The sequence below is a fragment of the Caballeronia sp. NCF2 genome, from assembly GCF_023631205.1.
Taxonomy (GTDB): domain Bacteria; phylum Pseudomonadota; class Gammaproteobacteria; order Burkholderiales; family Burkholderiaceae; genus Caballeronia; species Caballeronia zhejiangensis.
In genome coordinates, this window is record NZ_JALQDN010000057.1 from 36,738 (window position 1) to 55,376 (window position 18,639).

The 18,639-nt window shown below is 61.5% G+C and carries 16 protein-coding genes and 2 pseudogenes; 7 read left to right on the forward strand and 11 right to left on the reverse strand.

Annotated features, from left to right (window positions below):
• The first annotated feature begins 5 nt into the window (after positions 1-5).
• Positions 6-248, forward strand: coding sequence for a hypothetical protein (locus tag NCS02_RS20410; RefSeq protein ID WP_250503191.1), 243 nt, complete (start codon positions 6-8; stop codon positions 246-248).
• 33 nt (positions 249-281) lie between these two features.
• Here NCS02_RS20410 and NCS02_RS20415 read toward each other — a convergent pair whose 3' ends face one another.
• Both NCS02_RS20415 and NCS02_RS20420 read right to left on the reverse strand, forming a co-directional pair.
• Positions 282-773, reverse strand: a complete 492-nt coding sequence (locus NCS02_RS20415) for a phosphate-starvation-inducible PsiE family protein (RefSeq protein WP_008354218.1) — start codon at positions 771-773, stop codon at positions 282-284.
• A gap of 344 nt (positions 774-1,117) precedes the next feature.
• Entirely contained in the window at positions 1,118-1,636 is a 519-nt protein-coding gene (locus NCS02_RS20420) for a hypothetical protein (RefSeq protein ID WP_250503192.1), read from the reverse strand.
• Between the two features lie 180 nt (positions 1,637-1,816).
• On the opposite strand from NCS02_RS20420, the gene NCS02_RS20425 reads away from it, so the two are divergent.
• Positions 1,817-2,455, forward strand: coding sequence for a YceI family protein (locus NCS02_RS20425; RefSeq protein ID WP_034472270.1), 639 nt, complete (start codon positions 1,817-1,819; stop codon positions 2,453-2,455).
• A 10-nt stretch (positions 2,456-2,465) separates the two neighbouring features.
• On the opposite strand, the gene tdh is transcribed toward NCS02_RS20425, so the two are convergent.
• Both tdh and NCS02_RS20435 read right to left on the reverse strand, forming a co-directional pair.
• A complete protein-coding gene (gene tdh, locus NCS02_RS20430) occupies positions 2,466-3,503 on the reverse strand; it encodes an L-threonine 3-dehydrogenase (protein WP_008354214.1) in 1,038 nt (345 codons plus the stop codon).
• 69 nt (positions 3,504-3,572) lie between these two features.
• Complete coding sequence (locus NCS02_RS20435) at positions 3,573-4,775, reverse strand: glycine C-acetyltransferase (RefSeq protein ID WP_250503193.1); 1,203 nt, start codon at positions 4,773-4,775, stop codon at positions 3,573-3,575.
• A gap of 155 nt (positions 4,776-4,930) precedes the next feature.
• On the opposite strand from NCS02_RS20435, the gene NCS02_RS20440 reads away from it, so the two are divergent.
• Entirely contained in the window at positions 4,931-5,533 is a 603-nt protein-coding gene (locus NCS02_RS20440; RefSeq protein ID WP_250503194.1) for a helix-turn-helix domain-containing protein, read from the forward strand.
• A 129-nt stretch (positions 5,534-5,662) separates the two neighbouring features.
• On the opposite strand, the gene NCS02_RS20445 is transcribed toward NCS02_RS20440, so the two are convergent.
• Complete coding sequence (locus tag NCS02_RS20445) at positions 5,663-5,851, reverse strand: CsbD family protein (RefSeq protein ID WP_250503195.1); 189 nt, start codon at positions 5,849-5,851, stop codon at positions 5,663-5,665.
• Positions 5,852-6,115: 264 nt separating this feature from the next.
• On the opposite strand from NCS02_RS20445, the gene NCS02_RS20450 reads away from it, so the two are divergent.
• The gene (locus tag NCS02_RS20450) at positions 6,116-6,472 is read left to right on the forward strand and encodes a DUF2471 family protein (protein WP_250503196.1); all 357 of its coding nucleotides are present in this window, start codon (positions 6,116-6,118) and stop codon (positions 6,470-6,472) included.
• A 65-nt stretch (positions 6,473-6,537) separates the two neighbouring features.
• Here the strand turns inward: NCS02_RS20450 and NCS02_RS20455 are convergent, their stop codons facing one another.
• A complete protein-coding gene (locus tag NCS02_RS20455) occupies positions 6,538-7,962 on the reverse strand; it encodes a DUF2252 domain-containing protein (RefSeq protein WP_250523271.1) in 1,425 nt (474 codons plus the stop codon).
• A gap of 186 nt (positions 7,963-8,148) precedes the next feature.
• Between NCS02_RS20455 and NCS02_RS20460 the strand changes: the two genes are divergently transcribed.
• Complete coding sequence (locus NCS02_RS20460) at positions 8,149-9,177, forward strand: tyrosine-type recombinase/integrase (RefSeq protein WP_250523272.1); 1,029 nt, start codon at positions 8,149-8,151, stop codon at positions 9,175-9,177.
• A 24-nt stretch (positions 9,178-9,201) separates the two neighbouring features.
• Here the strand turns inward: NCS02_RS20460 and NCS02_RS20465 are convergent, their stop codons facing one another.
• Positions 9,202-10,401, reverse strand: coding sequence for a DNA-binding protein (locus tag NCS02_RS20465; protein ID WP_250503199.1), 1,200 nt, complete (start codon positions 10,399-10,401; stop codon positions 9,202-9,204).
• Positions 10,402-12,141: 1,740 nt separating this feature from the next.
• Here NCS02_RS20465 and NCS02_RS20470 point away from each other — a divergent pair.
• Complete coding sequence (locus NCS02_RS20470) at positions 12,142-13,488, forward strand: replication initiation protein (RefSeq protein WP_008354205.1); 1,347 nt, start codon at positions 12,142-12,144, stop codon at positions 13,486-13,488.
• Between the two features lie 77 nt (positions 13,489-13,565).
• Here NCS02_RS20470 and NCS02_RS20475 read toward each other — a convergent pair.
• The 3 genes and pseudogenes from NCS02_RS20475 to parA all read right to left on the reverse strand — a co-directional run.
• Positions 13,566-14,447: pseudogene (locus NCS02_RS20475) on the reverse strand (ParB/RepB/Spo0J family partition protein); the annotation flags it as partial.
• A 77-nt stretch (positions 14,448-14,524) separates the two neighbouring features.
• Positions 14,525-14,630, reverse strand: a pseudogene (locus NCS02_RS36605) (ParB/RepB/Spo0J family partition protein); the annotation flags it as partial.
• Between the two features lie 24 nt (positions 14,631-14,654).
• Complete coding sequence (parA, locus tag NCS02_RS20480; protein WP_250503200.1) at positions 14,655-15,317, reverse strand: ParA family partition ATPase; 663 nt, start codon at positions 15,315-15,317, stop codon at positions 14,655-14,657.
• 334 nt (positions 15,318-15,651) lie between these two features.
• On the opposite strand from parA, the gene NCS02_RS20485 reads away from it, so the two are divergent.
• The gene (locus NCS02_RS20485) at positions 15,652-18,051 is read left to right on the forward strand and encodes a GNAT family N-acetyltransferase (protein WP_239295341.1); all 2,400 of its coding nucleotides are present in this window, start codon (positions 15,652-15,654) and stop codon (positions 18,049-18,051) included.
• On the opposite strand, the gene NCS02_RS20490 is transcribed toward NCS02_RS20485, so the two are convergent.
• Positions 18,048-18,593 (reverse strand): hypothetical protein, encoded by a 546-nt coding sequence (locus NCS02_RS20490; RefSeq protein WP_008354201.1) that lies wholly within the window; start codon positions 18,591-18,593, stop codon positions 18,048-18,050. The genes NCS02_RS20485 and NCS02_RS20490 overlap by 4 nt on opposite strands.
• Between the last annotated feature and the right edge of the window lie 46 nt (positions 18,594-18,639).

Below are 18,639 nucleotides of genomic sequence, written 5' to 3' on the forward strand. Positions count from 1 at the left end.
GACCCATGCCGAAAACCGTTCGAACCCCTGAGCAGATTCGCGACGAACTGCAAAGCCGCATGGCCAAAATCTCCGCTGACGCGCCGGGAGCCTTGCGCGTGCGCATACCGCTGCCAGAGCGGCATCCGCCCGACGCATCCGGCCGCAACTGGAACATCGCGCCGCTCAACGACCTCGGTGCGGACTATGTACATCACGTCGAGAAGGTGATCGAAGACATGCGTACCGAGTTCGTGCTGCCAGATTGACGCTGAAAGCATCGGCAGCACGCCAACAGAATATCAATCGCGCTTTTCGCGATCCCGCGCGGCGCGCTCTGCAATCGCCGCATCGACGGGATCGTCGCGTTGCCGCATTAGCCAGTAGACGCTGCCGAGCGCGATCAGCGCGGCCGCCAGTGCGGCAATGCGGCCCGGGTCCGTGGCTGGATCAAGGATGATGAACTTGCGCGCTATCGCGAGCATCGCCACGAGAAGCACTGTCTTGACCTGCACGATGTGATCGCGTCTTAACATGACGCGAGTGATCGAATGCTTGAATTCCATCGCGATCAACAACGTCATCACCATGCCGAAAACCGCCTGAAAGATCGCATGATCCAGCGGATCGAGCGCCCCCGACAGCGTCAGCGCTATGACCGCCCGAATCAACTGCCACAGCGATACGACGATGATCACCGAGATCACGACGCTCAGGATGTGGGCGATGATCTGCTCGAAGCGCTCGTAGAAGGTCAGCACGCGCCATTGCAGCCGATATTCGTCGAGCTTCATGCGAATCTGGGTTGGCTTGCTCATGGATAGGGTCGCAGAGAGACTCGGGCACGGAGTGACGCCGACATCGCGTAGCGAGCCAAAGCCGGGCCTATGACGTTGAGCCATGCGTGCGGCGTTTTCTTTCGTCCACGTGCTGATTCTTTTCTCTTGTCTGCTGTGCACGATGCGTCACATCGCACCCCTCAGCAATCGTTGGGCCGCCAACGCTGGTGTAATGAACGCATGCGCGGCGCGCCTGACAGCGTCGCCGGTTTGCCTCGGCCGCGAAGGCGTTAGCTGGATTCTCGTTCAGTCGTCTGGAGCTTGGGAGTACGTCACAAACCACAAACCCCGCACGATGTTCAGAATCGCAGTCTGAGCATGAACCCAAGCGTGAATGGAAGATCGCTCGAAGGGATCGGCGGAATCAGGATGATGTTCGCGCCGACGCGCTTGTATTCCAGCATGATGAGCGGCGCGGCAACCGGACCGACCGTATGGTTATGGCCGAGGCCGTAGCTGCCGTAGTCGTAGCCGGAGATGAGCCCGGCCATGACTGCGAGCCTGATGTAATTCCAGTGAAGGAAGTCCGGTCCCCACACGCCGCCGCCGTAGAACGACGGCTTCGACAGCGAATTGCGAAAGTAGCCGCCTGTCACCGCCCATTGCGGCGTGACCCAGCATTCCACGCCGATGCCCGGATTGAATTGCTCGAAGTCCTTGTCCGGGTGAAAGTGATGCGAAGCGACCATCGCGTCGAGCCAGAGACCGTCGCCGCACCAGCTTGCGTGCGCGGCGGGCGTCCAGCCCAGCGCGACGAGCGCGGCAACCGCCGACAAGTGCGCGCGAAACGTTCGGAATCGGGACAGCCATGTGCACATGTTTTATCCGCCAACGCGCGTACGGTGGCGCCGCTTTTTTGAGATGTAGGTCGAGGCGAACTCTACCCGATCGCGACATTTTCGTGTGTGCTGACGAAAAGTCCGTGACGGCTTGCGCGCGTTCGGATGATCTCGGCGAAACTTGTCGACGTTCTATTTTTGTTTTCGAGGCAATGCGCGATGAAGGCTTATAAGCGTCTCGTTCTTTTTCTCGCGGCGATCGCATTGACGGCGTGCACGCCGCTTCAGGTCGTGACGCATCACGTTTCGTCGAGTGAATCGAGCGTGCCGGCAGGACGTTATCAGCTCGATCCGCATCACTGGAACGTGAGTTTCGACGTCGATCATTTCCACTACTCGCGCTTCGTCATCCGATTCGATAAGACCACGGCGCAACTCGACTGGAACGCGGACGGAATGTCCGGAAGCTCGGTACGCGCGCGAATCGACGCGTCCAGCGTCAACACCAATGTGCCGCTGCTCGATCGCATGCTGAAAGGGCCGGACATGTTCGATGGCGCGCGTTATCCGGACATCGTTTTCGTCAGCACGGCGTTTCAACGCACCGGCGAAGACAAGGGCATATTGACGGGCGATCTGACGATACGCGGCACGACGAAGCCGGTCACGCTCAACGTGACGTTCAACGGTCACGCGGTCAATCCGCTCACGAAGCAGGAAACGCTGGGCTTCTCCGCCGACGGACATTTCAGCCGCGCTCAGTTCGGACTGACGACGTGGTATCCGGCCGTCGGCGACGATGTGCACGTCGCCATTCAGGCCGAATTTTCGAAGGCGTCTGCGGACAACGCGCCGTGATGCGTGCCGCTCAGGCCGCGACGGCGGTCCAGTCGAGCACGACCTTGCCGCTGTTGCCGGAGAGCATCGTGTCGAACGCGCGCTGATAGTCGTCGACGGGAAACGTGTGCGTGAGGATCGGGGAGAGATCGAGGCCGCTTTGCAGCATCGCGACCATCTTGTACCAGGTCTCGAACATCTCGCGTCCGTAGATGCCCTTGATTTCGAGTCCCTTGAAAATCACCTGATTCCAGTCGATCGCGGTCTGCGCCGGCGGAATGCCGAGCAGTGCGACCTTGCCGCCGTGATTCATCGATTCGAGCATCGCCGTGAATGCGCTCGGCACGCCGGACATTTCCAGGCCCACGTCGAATCCTTCGGTCATGCCGAGTTCGCTCATCACGTCGCGCAGGTTTTCGTTCGCCACGTTGACCGCGCGCGTCGCGCCCATCTTGCGGGCAAGTTCGAGCCGATAGTCGTTCACGTCGGTGATGACGACGTTGCGCGCGCCGACGTGCCGCGCGATCGCCGCAGCCATCACGCCGATCGGCCCGGCGCCGGTAATCAGCACATCCTCGCCGACGAGATTGAACGAGAGGGCGGTGTGCGTCGCGTTGCCGAACGGATCGAAGATCGCAGCGAGATCGTCGGAAATGTCAGGCGGAATCTTGAACGCGTTGAACGCCGGGATCACGAGAAACTCCGCAAATGCGCCTTCACGATTCACGCCGACGCCGACCGTGTTGCGGCACAGGTGACGACGGCCCGCGCGGCAGTTACGACAAAAACCGCATGTGATATGGCCTTCGCCCGACACGCGATCGCCGATGGCGAAGCCGCGTACTTCCTGTCCCATCTCCACGATCTCGCCGACGTACTCGTGACCGACATGCATCGGCACCGGAATCGTCTTCTGCGCCCATTCGTCCCATTTCCAGATGTGGATGTCGGTGCCGCAGATCGCCGTCTTGCGGATGCGGATGAGAACGTCGTTGTGACCGACTTCGGGTCGCTTCACGCGCGTCAGGGTGAGGCCGGGTGCGCGTTCGAGTTTGGCAAGGGCTTTCATTGCGTTTGATCCTGGCGTTTGGTCTTGATGATGCTGCTTCGAAGGTCGCGGGCCTTTATGCGCATAAAGTCAGCCGATGACGCCGAGGGATCGGCCGACGCGAGCGAACGCATCGACTGCACGATCGATCTGTTCCGGCGTGTGTGCCGCGCTCATCTGCGTCCGGATGCGCGCGCGTCCTTTCGGCACCACAGGGTAGGAAAAGCCAATCACATAGACGCCTTCGTCGAGCAGCGCATCAGCCATCTTGGACGCGAGTTGAGCGTCGCCGAGCATGACCGGAATGATCGGATGTTCACCGGGGACAAGATCGAAGCCGAGCGCGGACATCGCCTTGCGGAAGTGCGCCCCGTTCTCGCGGACGCGCCGGCGCAACGTCGCGCCTTCGTCGCTCGCGAGCAGTTCAAGCACTTTCAGCGATGCCGCGGCGATGTTCGGTGCCAACGTGTTCGAGAAAAGATACGGCCGGCTGCGCTGACGCAGCAAATCGATGACTTCCTTATGGGCGGCGACATAGCCGCCTGACGCGCCGCCAAGCGCCTTGCCGAGCGTGCCGGTAATGATGTCGACGCGATCGAGCACGCCGCATTGCTCCGGGGTTCCGCGCCCGTTCTCGCCGATGAAGCCGACGGCGTGGGAATCGTCGACCATGACGAGCGCACCGTAACGGTCAGCGAGATCGCAGATGCCGGAAAGGTTGGCGATGATGCCGTCCATCGAAAAAACCCCGTCGGTCGCGATCAGCTTGAAGCGTGCGCCGGCTGCATCGGCTTCCTGAAGACGCGCTTCCAGATCGGCGAGGTCGTTGTTCTTATAGCGCAGACGCCGGGCCTTCGAGAGCCGCACGCCGTCGATGATGCTGGCGTGATTCAGTTCGTCGCTGATGATCGCGTCTTCTTCGGTCAGCAGCGTTTCGAAGAGGCCGCCGTTTGCATCGAAGCAACTCGAATAAAGAATGGCGTCGTCCGTTTCGAGAAAACCCGCGATCGCCTGTTCGAGTTCCTTGTGCACGGTCTGCGTGCCGCAGATGAAACGCACGGACGCCATGCCGAAACCATCGGCGTCCAGTCCGTCCTTCGCGGCCTCGATGAGCCGGCGATCGTCCGCGAGACCCAGGTAGTTGTTCGCGCAGAAGTTAAGCACTGCCGCGCCGTTCGCGAGCCGAATGTCCGACGACTGCGGACTCGCGATGACGCGCTCCGTCTTGTAGAACCCCGCAGCGCGAATTTCGTCGAGCGTCGAACGCAAATGGGAGAGATATCGGTCTTTCATCGCAATCCTTGTTCTGGGCCTGCCAATGCAATCCGCGCCTCGTGACTCGCGCGCGCCGTCCTTAGCCCTGTTATAGTGCATCCATCGCATCGGACATGTTCGATATTTCGAACGCATTTCCGATATGCCGAACACTTTACGGGATTGGTCGATTCATGGCAAGCACGGGTTCAGAGGGAAAAGCAGCCGATCTCGCGGGCGCAGGCGCAACACCGCCGCGCGTCGGAGAGATCATTCAACGCTTGCGCAGCGAACGGAAGCTGACCCTCGACGATCTGTCGCGCGCGGCCGGCGTGTCGAAGTCGATGCTGTCGGAGATCGAGCGCGACAAGGCAAATCCGACGATCGCCGTCGCGTGGCGACTGACCAATGCGCTCGGCATCAGCCTCGACCAATTGTTCGCGCAGCAAAGGCCCGCCGAAGCGATCCGCGTTTCGGGGCTGCATGAAATACCGACCCTGAGTGGGGACAACGGCGGCTATCAGTTGCGCGTGTGGGGACCGATTGAACTCGCCGGCAAGTTCGAGTGGTACGAACTTACGCTGCAATCGGGCGCCGCGCTCACGTCGAACGCGCACGAACCGTTAACGCGCGAGCATCTCACGGTGCTGAACGGTTCCATTGAGGTCGATGCGTCGGGTGCGACGCGTCGTCTGAAGGTGGGGGAAACCGCGCGGTATGCCGCGGACGAGGCGCACGCGATCCGGAATGTCGGGCGCGCGGAGGCCAAGGCGTTGCTCGTCGTCATCCACGGCTGATGCGCTGAGCGTCCGGAACTTTTTGCGCATAAAGTCGGCGCGCCGCCGTGCGCCGCCAATAAAAACGGGACGCGCATCGAGCACGTCCCGCTCAAAGCGGCGCCGGAGTCGCGGCGCCGGTTGCCCGTCTTACGGGTTCTTTTTCACGCTGTCCTTCAGATCCTCGCGTGCATCGCCCACGCCTTTCTGGACCTTGCCGGCTGCTTGCTGCATGTCGCCCTTGGCTTCCTGCGCCTTGTCCCCAGTCATTTTGCCGACGCCCTCGTTGATCTTTCCCTTGACCTGCTTGCCAACGCCTTCGGCTTGATCCTTGTTCATGTCAGTTCTCCCGTGGTTTGCAGCGCTGTTGGCCGCGCGGTGCCGTCGAACGAACGCAGAAACTGCCTGCGCGTTCCGCTCAGGAGTTTCCCAAGCACGGTTGAACGATGCGCTTTGTCGGCAGGCGCGCATAGCCGCGCATGTCTGAAACGCACGTAGGCGGAATCGCACATACACCCGGTTCGACTAGCGCGACGCTATTTTCATTGCAACAAGTACTGTATATTTGTACAGTACAATAAGACCGGCCGGAAGGGGTGGATCATGGAGTCGAATGGTGAAAACCTGAGCAGAAGGCAGTTCGCCCGCGCGGTGCATGACCTCGAGCGCATCACGCGTCAGATCGCGGGGCGTTACATCGATAAAGGAGTGCCGCTGACCTGGCGGCTGTTGCATGCCATCGAGGCGGAGGCCGTCGCGGACCTCGGATTCGCGGGACGACACGAAGCCGCCTTGCGCGAGCTGTTCGCGCGTCCCGATGACTTTCATTTCCCCGAAACCGATGACGTCGTCGACGTTGCATCCTCGGATGCCTTGCCCGCCGTTTTCGCCTTCGCCGTAGACGCCTACGAGCGCGCATCGCGACAGGATCGGCAACGAGCAGTCAGCGCTGCGCATTGACGCATCCCCGCGGCACGCGACTGAACCCGCGTGCCCCGGTTCATGTCATCGCGCAGCGGATCGTTTCACGGCGCGAACTCCGCCGCGATGTCCGCATCCGAACGCGATTCGAGCTTGCCGTCCCGGCACGCAACGCGAAACACCTCGTAGTCCTTTTCCACCTGATCCGCGTAGGCGCGACCGTAGCGCACTAGAACGTCGGCCATTCGATCGCTGTTGCCCAGGTAGCCCGAGATTTCCGGCGCGCATCCGCCGGACTTCGCGTGCGCGCGGGCAAGCGCCCAGCCGCAAAGCACGGCGTACTCGCGAAAGACGTCGTCGCTGAAAGTATCGAGTTCTGCGGAAATTTTCATGTCGCGTAACTGGCGGATGTAGAGCGTGCGCCCGAGCGGTCCGGTCGCCCAGCCGAGAAACGGGTCCGTGGCGGCCTGCATCAGACGTTGTCCGTGAACGACGCGGTGCCCGTCGTGTTTGATATCGTCGGCGTGCTTCGCATGTTTCGTGAATCTCGCGACGACCGACGTCGATGCCTCCTTCATCTGCAGGAAAAGCGGCTTGTCGTGATGATCCGTGAGCAGCAAAACGAGGCAGCGCGTGCCGACGCTGCCCACGCCGACCACCTTGAACGCGACATCCTGCAGGCTGAATTGCGACAGCAATCTCGCGCGCTCCGGCGTAAGCGTCGCGACATAACCGCGCACGAGCGTCGCGAGCGCATCTTCACGACTGGCTTTGAGCGTCATCCAGCCGTCGTTCTTATCGATCAGCGTGCTCTTGCCGTGGATGTGAAACACGGCAGGCGGCGCATCGCGAATGCGCCACGTGTCGCCGGTTCGGTCGGCGAGTTTCGGCAGCATCGTTTCGTGCGTGCGGCGCGAAGCCCGTTCGATGCCGCGCTTGATGCGCCGCCGCGCGTCTTCGCTCTGCACGGCCTGGTACATGCGATCGAAGGTGATGCGCTCGTACCAGAGATCGAGCACGCTCATTTCAGCGTACTCGCGCAGATGCGTCTGATAACTGCGCGCGGCGACAAACGCGAACTCGTCCGCAGCCAGATCGCCGTGGCCGAGATGCCGGCCGGCGATCGTGAAGCTCGCGACCAACCGTTTCAAATCCCATTCCCACGGACCGGGCGCGGTTTCGTCGAAGTCGTTGAGATCGAAAATGAGCGCGCGCTCCGGCGTTGCGAAGCCGCCAAAGTTGGAAAGATGACAGTCGCCGCAGATCTGAATGGCGATGCCGCTGTCCGGTGTGCCGGCCAGGTCGTGCGCCTGAAGGATGGCGCTGCCGCGATAAAACGTGAACGGCGAAACGAGCATGCGGCCGTAACGCAAGGGAATCAGCGCATCGACGCGGCCTTTGCTGCTTGTCCGCAAAAGCTCGATGGGATCGCGATCGATATCGCCGATCGCCTCTTGCGCGGCCCGCGGTGTGCGTTCGCGCCTGGCGCGTCCATTCGCGCGACGTTCCTGCCAGGATTGCTGGGGCATCGCTCGCTCCTTTTTGCTCTTGTGTTCGTGGATGGAAGGAAGCCGTATAGACGACAGTAGTCGACGAAACGCACGCCCGCCAAGACAGTTATCGACACTTTGGCGGACACACGCGCTTGACGTCGCGCGCCCGAAGCCCGACCCTGTGCGCAGTGCAATACAGCGCGCAACGCGCCTTCGAACAATATGCCGAACACTTCCGATCTCTTCGACCAACAGCGCGCCGACTGGCAGGCGGACCCGCACGCCGCGTTCGATGCATGGCTCGCCCAGCAATCGTTCAGGGCGTCATCGGCCGATGTGTATCGCGCGCAATGGGGAAATTTTCTCGAGTGGCTGGCCACCAAACGCGCGACGCTGCATACGGTGCAACGTCCGGTCATCGAACAGTTCGTCGCGCAACTGGACATCCGACGCCCGCAGCGCATGCGGTATCTGCGGCTGATCGAGCGCGTGCTGGATCACGTTCGGGAAGTGGAATCGGCGGCGACGAATCCGGCGCGCTTCATCGCTCAGGACGGCGACGCGGCATGGCGCAAGGCACGCGACAACGAGCCGACGGGCTTTCTCACCCACGATGAGCGCGCGCTGCTCGTCGCGCATCTGTTTTCTCCGATCGGCGCCTTGCCGGCCGGGCAGCGCTGGCGCGAGCGGCGCGACCGGGCGTTGGTCGCCGTCTTTCTCGGCGCAGGCGTGAAAACGGGCGAAGCGGCGCAATTGACCGTCGATTGCTACGCGGCCGGCGCGCCTTACGTGACCGTCGACGCGTCGAATCCGCTGCTGATCCGGCAGGCGCGGCTCGCTCCGTTCGCGGTCGAACTGCTCGACAACTGGATCAGCGAGCGCAAGACGGCTGGCCTTGCAGGCGAATTGCTATTCCCGGCAGCACCGACGGGACGCTCCATGCATAAGGCGACGATGCTGCGCGCGATCGACGCCGTCGTGGCCGCGTCCGGGATAGCGGTATCGCGCGTCGCGCGCGCAAGTCCGCAGACCTTGCGCAACACGTACGCGGCGGAGTTGTTCGAGGATGGCACGGACCCCGATCGCGTCGGCCAGTGGCTCGGATTCCAGCAGACGATCTCGGTTCACCGACTGCATCGTGCCTGGCAAGAATGGATGGGTGAGCAAATACGGGAGCGTGACATTGCTCACGCGCGCGCCGACGGGAAACGGCACATGTCCGTCGACGATCCCGAAAACCCTCACCTTTGACGCCGGCGCTCACTCGACGCGCGATTACGAGGTGCTGACACGCGCCGACCGGATAAATTCGTCGACGGCCGCAAGCTTCGATGCCGTGGCCCCGGAGGTGCGCTCGCAGTTCGGGCAGGAAAGCTCGTATTCGTCTTCGTGGCGCTGCAGTTCCGGTTCGCCAGCCTCGCACGCCGGACAGGAAGTTGGCGCGGCGACGTGCGCGTCAATCTGCGTGCCGAGGCGGGCGATCTCGGCGGAAGTGAGGCGCCCCTGCGCCGCCAGCGACGCGATCAACGCGCCGACTTCCGCGCTCGCACCGGATTGAACCCGCCGTGCATCGCGCTCGAGAACTAGCGCATCGATTTCGTCGGACTGCGCCCGCACTTGCGACTCGAGCCGGTCGGCGCGGCTCCGGGCTGCGCTAAGCTGTTGAATGAAATCGAATTCTTTCTGACTCGCTTCGCGTGCGCTGGTCTGATAGGTGGCGGCCATGCCGCGCAGGGAGTCGAGTTCGACGAGCATCGGATGCACGCGCCGTTCGGCCTCCTTGACCGCGTCCTTGATCTGCTGAGCGTAGTGCTCGGTGCTGTGGCGCAGCTCGTTTTGAAGCTCGTCGATGCGGTCGCGCAGCCGCGCCGCAGCGTCCTGCTCCTGCTGCAGACGCGCCGAGAGCGTCTCGTTCTCCTTCTCCCATCGGGCGATGACTTCGCGCAAGCCCGCCTGAGCGTCTGTGCCTTGACTGCGCAGCGTCTTCAATTCGGCTTCCAGCGCCGCGATCTGAGCAGCGCCTGCTTCGGCGCGCGCCTCGGCACGCTGCTGAGCCCGCTCGATCGCCTCGCGACGAATATCGGCATCGCGAGCCTGGGCTTGCGCGGCCTGGATGGCCATGTCCAGACGGGCCTTTTCCTCGTTAAGGGCGGCACGCGCGACCGTTTGAGCCTCGTCATATAAAGCCGCCAGCAGTTCGCCGGCACGTTCCTGCAATGATTCCGGCATCGCCCCAGCGTCGATGCGAACGCGCAACGTCGAACGCAGACCGGCCCAGAACGCCTCGATGTCCTTGGGGATGTCGCTTGCGCTGCCGGTTTGAGTCAGTTCGCGGACAGTCGTAACCGAGGGCCGAACGCCCAGGTCGAAGAAGAGTCGCTTGCAGGCGTGTTGAGAGAGGTCTTGCCGCCGTGCGCCGGTGGCGCGCATCGCTTCGATTTCTTGGCGCAGCGTGTCGCGAGTAGATTGATCCATGGCGAAAATCTAGCAGTTCAACATGATGATCATAACGTTTTACGTGTTGATCGTTATGTTTTTCGTTCGATCATTGACACCAACGTCGATAACAGAGCATTTAGGCCGTTTTCGACAACTTGGCATGGTACACATGTCCCCCGTCGTGAAACATCCTGAAGATACCCCTGCAAGTCGATGATTTGTCGCGGATTTTAGTCCCATACGCGCCATGGGTGTCTGTTTCACGCAGCTTTTCGTTTTTCTAATTACTGCGTGCAAAACACTGCACCGCTAGAGAGTATTAGAAGTTAACACCTTTGAACCTTGTTAACATCGTTAACGCCAGCCAGAACCCTTATCGGATAAGGCTTTGCCGGACGTCAGGTGAGATTGTACGGGAACTATGGTGAAACTCTGCGGGAGCGAACGGTGACGGGCTTCGGGATGATCGGTGAGGGCTCTCGGGAAGAATCGTGAGCGGGTTCGGGGAGGCTCCAAAATGATGGGTGAGTTTATTCGGGGGCACGCGCACGCTAACGCGTTGATTTCCGAGGGCGCCCCCCTGGTCTGTCGGCTTCGTCTGGTGAGAATTTTCGGGAGCATGCGAATCGCACTATTTTGGAGTCGATTCGGGTAAAGCTTACCGATCGGTGAGGGTTTTCAGGGTAATTCCCGAGAGAAAGGTGAGCGTTTTCGGGGGCGAAGGCTACTTTTCGCTGAAATTTTCATCTGCCGACGCCTGAGGTGAGCTTTTCCGGGAGCGAAATGGAAGATGCACGTCTCGGTGCAGCCGTAGTCTCTTCTTGGATGGGCTCGCAGGGCCGGTGAGAGCGTCTAAGGTGAGCCTTTCCAGGAGTGTCTGCGCCTGCTTTTTTCAGTCCATCTTCCCTGTCATGCGCCTCGCATGGTGAGGAAATCCGGGATCACGCGCGCTGTACGAGAACTGTCGCTGCACTAGATGAGAAATCGCGCGCATGAAAAAACATATTAGAAACAAGTGGATAGACCAGGATGGTCTGTCGTTGCGTTTAGCGGAAACACGGTATGGTGAGGGAATGCGGGAGCTACGAACGTCGGTGCGGGACAGTGCCAAGAAACCGTCGGTGAGGATTTACGGGAGCCACCTTCTTCACGTTTTGTGACGAAAGCGAGATAAGTGCCTGGGAGAGCACCATTTTTGAGCGACGACGGAAAAAAGGTGAGGCTTTGCAGGACGCAGCAGGGTGAGCATTTGCGGGACAGGCGATATGAGGTGCAGCAGGTCAAAAGTGATAGTTTTCGGGGGCCATAGGCGGCGCGAAGCCCGTAGAACGGGCCTGGACGGGGGCGATCGGGTTGAAGAAAACTCGATGAGGTGAGACTTTTCGGGACCTGTCGATGCCGATCTTTTGAAGTGAGTGCGCGCCGTTATAACTTTGCACCGCACCGATGCGCGGCCGAAGCGGAGAAGGACGGACTTTCGGCTGTCTCTGCCGCGCCACACGTCGTTCAACGAGCCGAAAAATTTTTAAGGTGAGCCTATTCGGGAGACTGCTTGAGCTCCCGGAAGGCGCCGAAAAACCGTCGCAATCCGTTTACCCGCGTGGACACTACAGCTAAAAGATACCCTCGATCGGTGAGCGGTGAGTGTTTTCGGGAGCGCACCGCAGTGAGCCGTGCTGTCTGTCTGGCAATCACCCCTGTGTGGTGAGGGTGTCCCTATAGACGGGCTTCACCCCAATCGGTATCCTTGCTCGCAATATCGATCTTGACCATTTCATGGCCACCAAGCGCGCAAAGAAAACCGATGTCGTCAGCCCCAGTTCGGCGGAACTGCGCAAGGCAGTCGAGGCCATTGCGATTCAGCCGAAAAGCGGCAAGATCACGCTGCTCACCAGAAAGTTGTTCAATGTGCTGCTAGCCGTTGCTCAACAAGCCGACGACTCCGGTGACACGTATCGCGCGCTGCTGTCGGATATCGTCGCAAATTCTGCGTTCGACTCGAACGACACTGCGCTCGTGAAGGAGCATTTGCGTCGCATGGTGTCGGTGCAGGTCGAATGGAGCACCGGCACATCGAGTCAGAAGCCGGGTCGCAAGTGGGGCATCTCGACGCTGATCGCCGATGCCGAAATCCTCGAAGATCCGACGACGCGCCGCGTCTGGGTCGAATTTTCATTCGCGCCGAAAATCAAAAAGAAGCTGCTGGATCCTGTGCAGTATGCGCGCCTGAGCCTGCAATTCCAGAGTCAGTTGCGCAGCAGCGCCGGCCTCGCACTCTATGAAATTTGCGTTCGCTATCTCACGAATCCCAGCCATCTGACGATGCGCGAGACGTGGGAATGGTGGCGGCCTATTCTTTCAGGAACGCCCGATACCGAAGCCGGCGACGAAGCCAAGCGCGAATACAAATACTTCAAACGCGATTATCTGCGGCCCGCGATCGCCGAGGTGAATGCGGTGACCAATATCTTCGTCGAACTGGTGGAACACCGCGAAGGGCGCCGCGTGGCTGAGATTCAGTTCCGCGTGACCGAACAAAAGCAGCCGATGCTCGCGCTGGACGAACATCCGAACGTCTTCGACAGCACGTTGGTGGATCGGATGGTGAAGATTGGCATTCCGCTCAAGGACGCGCAGACGCTGTATGCCGACAGCGAGGAAAACCGCATCCGCGCGGCGTTGCAGATGACCGAACAGCGCATGCGCAGCACGACTTTGCCGCCGGTTCGCAGCGGCGCGGCGCTTTTCAAGGACGCGCTCAAAAAGGGCTACGCGCCACCGGTAGAAGCGCTGCCTCCGGCAACGAGCGGTACGGCCTCCCGCACGCCGGCTGCCGCCGACGATCTCAAAGCCCGCTTGTTGAGCGAATTCTCGGCGTACCGCCGCAAGGAAGCGCGCGTGCTGTACGACGAGCAAGGTGAGGAAGAACGGGAGGTCGCGCGTCAATCCTTCGAGGAAGACGTTTTGCCGGGGCTCGGTGCCCACATGCGCGACGACTGGCGCAAGCGCGGACTGGATTCGAAGCTGGCGGAAACATCCTTCTTCGACTGGCTGGCGCGAAAGACGTGGGGCGAGCCGACCGATGGCGACTTGCTGGCATTTACGCTCAGTCAATCGCGCTAAAGTCTCCGCGGGCAACCGAAAACGTCCCAATTCGAAAATGGCCGCCGGTCCATGATCTCGGCGGCCATCGTGTGCATTTACTTCTTGGTCTCGACAGGCTGAAGCATCAGTTCGATCTGATGCAGCAGCTCATCGCGCTTCTCGCGCGACAAGCCGCGCAAACGCAACTCGAGACGATCTTCGCCGTATGACTTCAGATCGCCGACTGCGACGCCGTCCAGCTTGATTTCGAGGCGCTGCGCATAGCGTTGCCGGCCAGGCGTCTTCGGCGCTTCCTGAGCGTTCGCGCGGCCCTTGACGATATCGGCGACCTGCCGCGTGCTCAGGTCATCCGACGTGATCTTGTTGATCAGCCGCAGCGTGGCGTCGGTGCCGCGCGCGGCGTGATAGCGCACGATCTGATAGGCCATGTTCGAGCCGAATCGGTCCGGCCGCGCAACCATCTCGTGCATGACGTTCTCAGGAAGCTTCGCGATCGACAAAGCGACGGCGATCGTCGATTCGTCCAGCCCGAGGTGATCCGCCAGTTCGCGCTGGCTCTGGAAATGCTGTTCGTCGAGAAAGCGTCGCCAGACCACGGCGTTGTCGAAAACAGTCTGCGAGTCGCGCTGAACGTTCAGGTCATAACCGAGCTTGTAGCTCTGAATGCCGATCGGCAGATCGACGACCACCGCCTTCACGGTTTCCTTGTTTGCCTCTTTCAGTGCTCGCACGCGCCGGCCGCCATCGCTGACGAAGAATGTTCCCGGATGCTCGTAATCGGGAATGACGTGAATCGCCTGTTGCTGGCCCTGCTTCGCCAGATTGACGGCCAATTCCGCGATTGACGTCTTCAGATAGAAATGGCGCGGGTTGAACGGGCTGGGCTTGATCGACTTGAGCGGCAACTCGATTATCTGTCCGGCCGTGTAGCGGTTTGCACGGCGCCACGCACGATATTCATCGGACTCAGGTCCGGCGTTGATGTCGCCCGGCTCGTCGGCCACGAAGGCGCTCGATCGGCCGTTCGCGGCGGCCTGCCCCACATGTTGAATGTCGACGATGCCATCGATCGCATTCAGACGATCCAGCGCAGTGCGCTTCTCGCTGCTCGTCGTGTCGGGCCGAGCCTTGAAGCCCTTGGCAAATTGGGACGGTTTCATTCAGGGTCCTTTATGCGCATAAAGTCAGGAGAGCATGTCGAGGATCTCGTCCGCGACCGAGCGGATTTCCGCCGCTGCGAGGCGCGAGCCGCGATCGCTCATTTGAAGCACGGTCTGTCCAAGCGCCATCGCCTGCTTGTAACACTCGCGCGTTGGGATCTGCGTTTTCAATAAGGGAAAGCCGAGCTCTTCGAGCGCAACCTTGAGTTCGCGCGTGAGCATGCGCTTTTCTTCGGTCTTGTTGAGCAGAAAGACGGCGCGCAGATCTTCGTTCATCACCTGCGCTTGCTGAACGAGCTTGACAAGGCCGACGCTCGACCAATAGTCCGCCGGCGATGACGAAGTCGGAATCACCGCGACGCTCGCCGCCAGCAACACGACGCCAGATACCTTCTCGGTGATCGACGGCGGGCAATCCACGACGATGATGTCGTAGTCGCTGACGAACTTTTTGATTTCCCGATGAATCTGCCCGCCGGCCTCGGAGAGATTGACGACTGGAAACGGGATGCCGCTTGCGTCATCCGATGCGGCGCTTGACCAATGGATCAGCGTGTTCTGACCATCGGCGTCGACTACGAGCACACGCTTCTTCTTTTCGTGAAAGGCCGCACCGAGATGCATCGCAATCGTGCTTTTGCCGACGCCGCCCTTTTGTTGCGTGATCGCTATGATTTCCGCCGCCACGTTCCACTCCGTATATTGAAGTCCGTTGAATTCTACATTGTCGTTGTTGTTTTTCCAGTGATATTCCGCAACAACTGACTCGCGTTAGCCGTTCGGCCGAGGTTTATGCGCATAAGGTCCCTTGTCCGGCCGGCGGCGCCGGCGTCGGAAGTGCCCGACTTTATGCGCATAAAGCCGCCGCCATCCTAGGCGAGGCGGGTCTTACAAGCACCGCCGCCTCGCCTTTATGCGCATAAAGTCGCACTCCCTCGGTCGCCTGTACGCCAGTCCTCACCTGCAAAACGAAATCGCCTATCCTAGGCGCTGACACAACTGCGCCTACGCCGGAGCCTCCATGACTGTTCGTAACCTGGACACCCTGTTCGCGCCGAAGTCGATCGCTGTCGTGGGCGCTTCCTCGCGTGCGGGCAGCATCGGCGAGATGGTCTGGGCGCGTGTGCAATGCGCTGGCTTCACAGGCTCTCTTTGGCCAGTCAATCCAAAATACGACTCGCTGACCGGCGAAACCGTGTACCGCGACGTCGACGCGTTACCGGAAGCGCCGAACGTTGCCGTGATTTGCACGCGACCGCACACTTGGCCGGACCTCATCGAGCGCCTCGGCCGACGCGGAACGAAAGCCGTCGTGATCGTCGGCGAAGCGAAGCAACGCGGAGAGTCTTCCGCAGCGGACGCCGACGAATGGACCGTTCGTACGCTCGCCGCCGCCCGGCCTTTTCTTGTGCGCGTGATCGGACCTGCCAGTCTCGGCGTCGTCACGCCGGCAATCGGCGCATGTCTCGGCGCGCCCGCATGCAGTGTCAAATCGGGCGGCGTCGCGTGGGTGTCGGGATCGAACGCGCTGACGAACGGCGTACTGGGATGGGCGCGTGCTCGCGGACTCGGCTTCTCGCGAATCGTCGCGCTCGGGGATGAAGCCGACGTCGATTCCGGCGACATCCTCGATTTCCTTGCAAGCGATGCATCGACGCGTGCGATTCTGCTCGCCATCGAAACGGTTCGGTCGGCGCGCAAATTCATGTCCGCCGCGCGCGCCGCCGCGCGAAACAAACCGGTGCTCGTGCTGCGCACGGGTCGCGACGACCCTTTCGACCGCCTCTACGGCGCGGCCTTCCGCCGTGCCGGACTCGTCCGCGTCGATTCGCTCGATGATCTGCTCGATGAGATCGAGACCTTGGGCATCGGCCGCGTCGCGACAAGCGATGTCGCAACTGTCATCACAAGCGACCGCGGCGTCGCAGCACTTGCCCAGGACGCCTTTGGCGCAGCCGGCGACGACCTCGCGCAATGGCCGATCGCCGCGCGCGACGCCGTCGCCGCCGCGCTGCCTCGCGCTCGCGCGGGCAATCCTCTTCTTCTCGGCGACGACGCCACGCCCGCGGATTTCGGCGCGGCGCTCGAAGCGCTCGCATCGCATCGCGAGACCGGCACAGTGTTCGTCGTGCATGCGCCGACGCATAGCGCGCCTGTCGCCGAAGTCGCCCGCACGTTGATTGCCGAGCGACGTCACGCATATCGCGGATTGCTCGCGTGCTTTTTCGGCTGTGTCGATGCCGCCACGCGCGACGAGTTGCACGCGAACGGCATTCCCGTGCACACGACGCCGCATCGGCTGGCGCGCGGTTTTGCCCGGCTCGTCGATTTCCGGCAGGGCCGCGAACTCTTGATGCAAACGCCCGACGGCCTCCCCGCGAATATTCCCGAAGACATCGACGCCGCGCACAACGAGATTCGCACGGCGCTCGCAAACGGCATCGCCGAATTGAATGGCGAACGTGCGGCGCGCGTATTCGCTCGTTTCGGCATCTCGGTGAAACCGGGGCCGCCCGACTCGCTTACGAGCGATGCCGTCGAAATTCAGACGCGCCTGCTCAACCATCGCGTGTTCGGTCCGGTATTCGAATTCAAGGCCGAAGGCGCGCTCGGCCTTGCCGATGCACTTCACGAGTTTGCGTTGCCGCCGCTCAATCCCGTACTTTCGCGCGATCTCGTCATGCGCTCGCCGCGTTCGCGCGAACTGCCCGCCGAGTCGCTGCTCAATGCGCTGACGGCGTTATCGCAACTCGTTTGCTATATCGAAGAAATCGTTGCGCTGCGTCTCACGTTGCGCGTGACGCGCGATTCAGTCGCCGTTCACGAACCGCAACTCACGCTCGGCGCGCATCGCAAGCCGCTGGCGATCGTGCCGTATCCACGCTGCCTCGAAGAGACGCTCGACTGGCGCGGCATGCGCGTCACCGTGAGGCCGATTCGTCCCGAAGACGAAGAAGCGCACGCGGCGTTCGTCGCGGCCAATACCGCCGAGGATTTGCGCCTGCGCTTCTTTGGCGCTGTCCGTAACTTCGATCATTCGCAACTCGCGCGCATGACGCAGATCGACTACGACCGCGAAATGGCGCTGATCGTCACGCGAGCGAACGGTGACGGCACGGGCGAGACGCTCGGTGTCGCGCGCGCGATCGCCGATCCTGACAACGAGACCGCGGAATTCGCCGTCGCCGCGCGCTCGGATATGAAGGGCAGGGGATTGGGCTCGCTGCTGCTGTCGCGCATCATCGACTACGCGAGACAGCGCGGCACCCGCTGGATGGTCGGCGAGGCGTTGCGCGAGAACGCCGGCATGATCGCGCTCGCACGCAACACCGGCTTCGAAGTGACGAAGACCGACGACCCGGGCGTCGTCGGTTTCAGGATGCGGCTGTGCGATGCGCCGTCACAGCCGCGCGGCGATTAAGCCGCGAATTTGGCGAGCGCGTCGTCGATCTGGGCGCGCGACAGCGAAAGCTCGTCGAGCAATGCTTCGGCGTACAAACTGCCCGTTTCCTTTTCGAGGCGCGCGATTGTCAACGCGCATCGCGACGTGTCCTTCAACGTCGCGATGAACGGCTTCACCGATTGCCCCGACGTGAACGCATCGAAGAGCGGCACGCGAATGTCGTCGGGCAGCGCGCGCGACGTCCACTGATACGGCTTGCCGTTGTACGTCAGTTGCGGCGGCAGCGTGCGCTCCTTCTTCGCGGCGGGAATCAGGCCGAATGTACGTGCCGCATCGCCGATCTGCTCGGCCGAAAAAAGCTCGTCGGGCGTGATGTCGAACTGCGCGATATACGTTTCGATCGCCTGCATCGCGGCCGCGCGATCGTCGCGTTTCTTTTGCGCGCGGGCGACAATCTCGCGCAGTTCGTCGGCTTCTTCGGATGTGATCGTGAAGTTCGCCTGTTTTTGCTGCAGTTCGGTGAAGCGGAGGAATTCAGAGTCGGAAAGGAGTTTCGCCATCGGGAATGCGTCGGATTGGATACGGCGGCACGCCATCGCGGCGCGC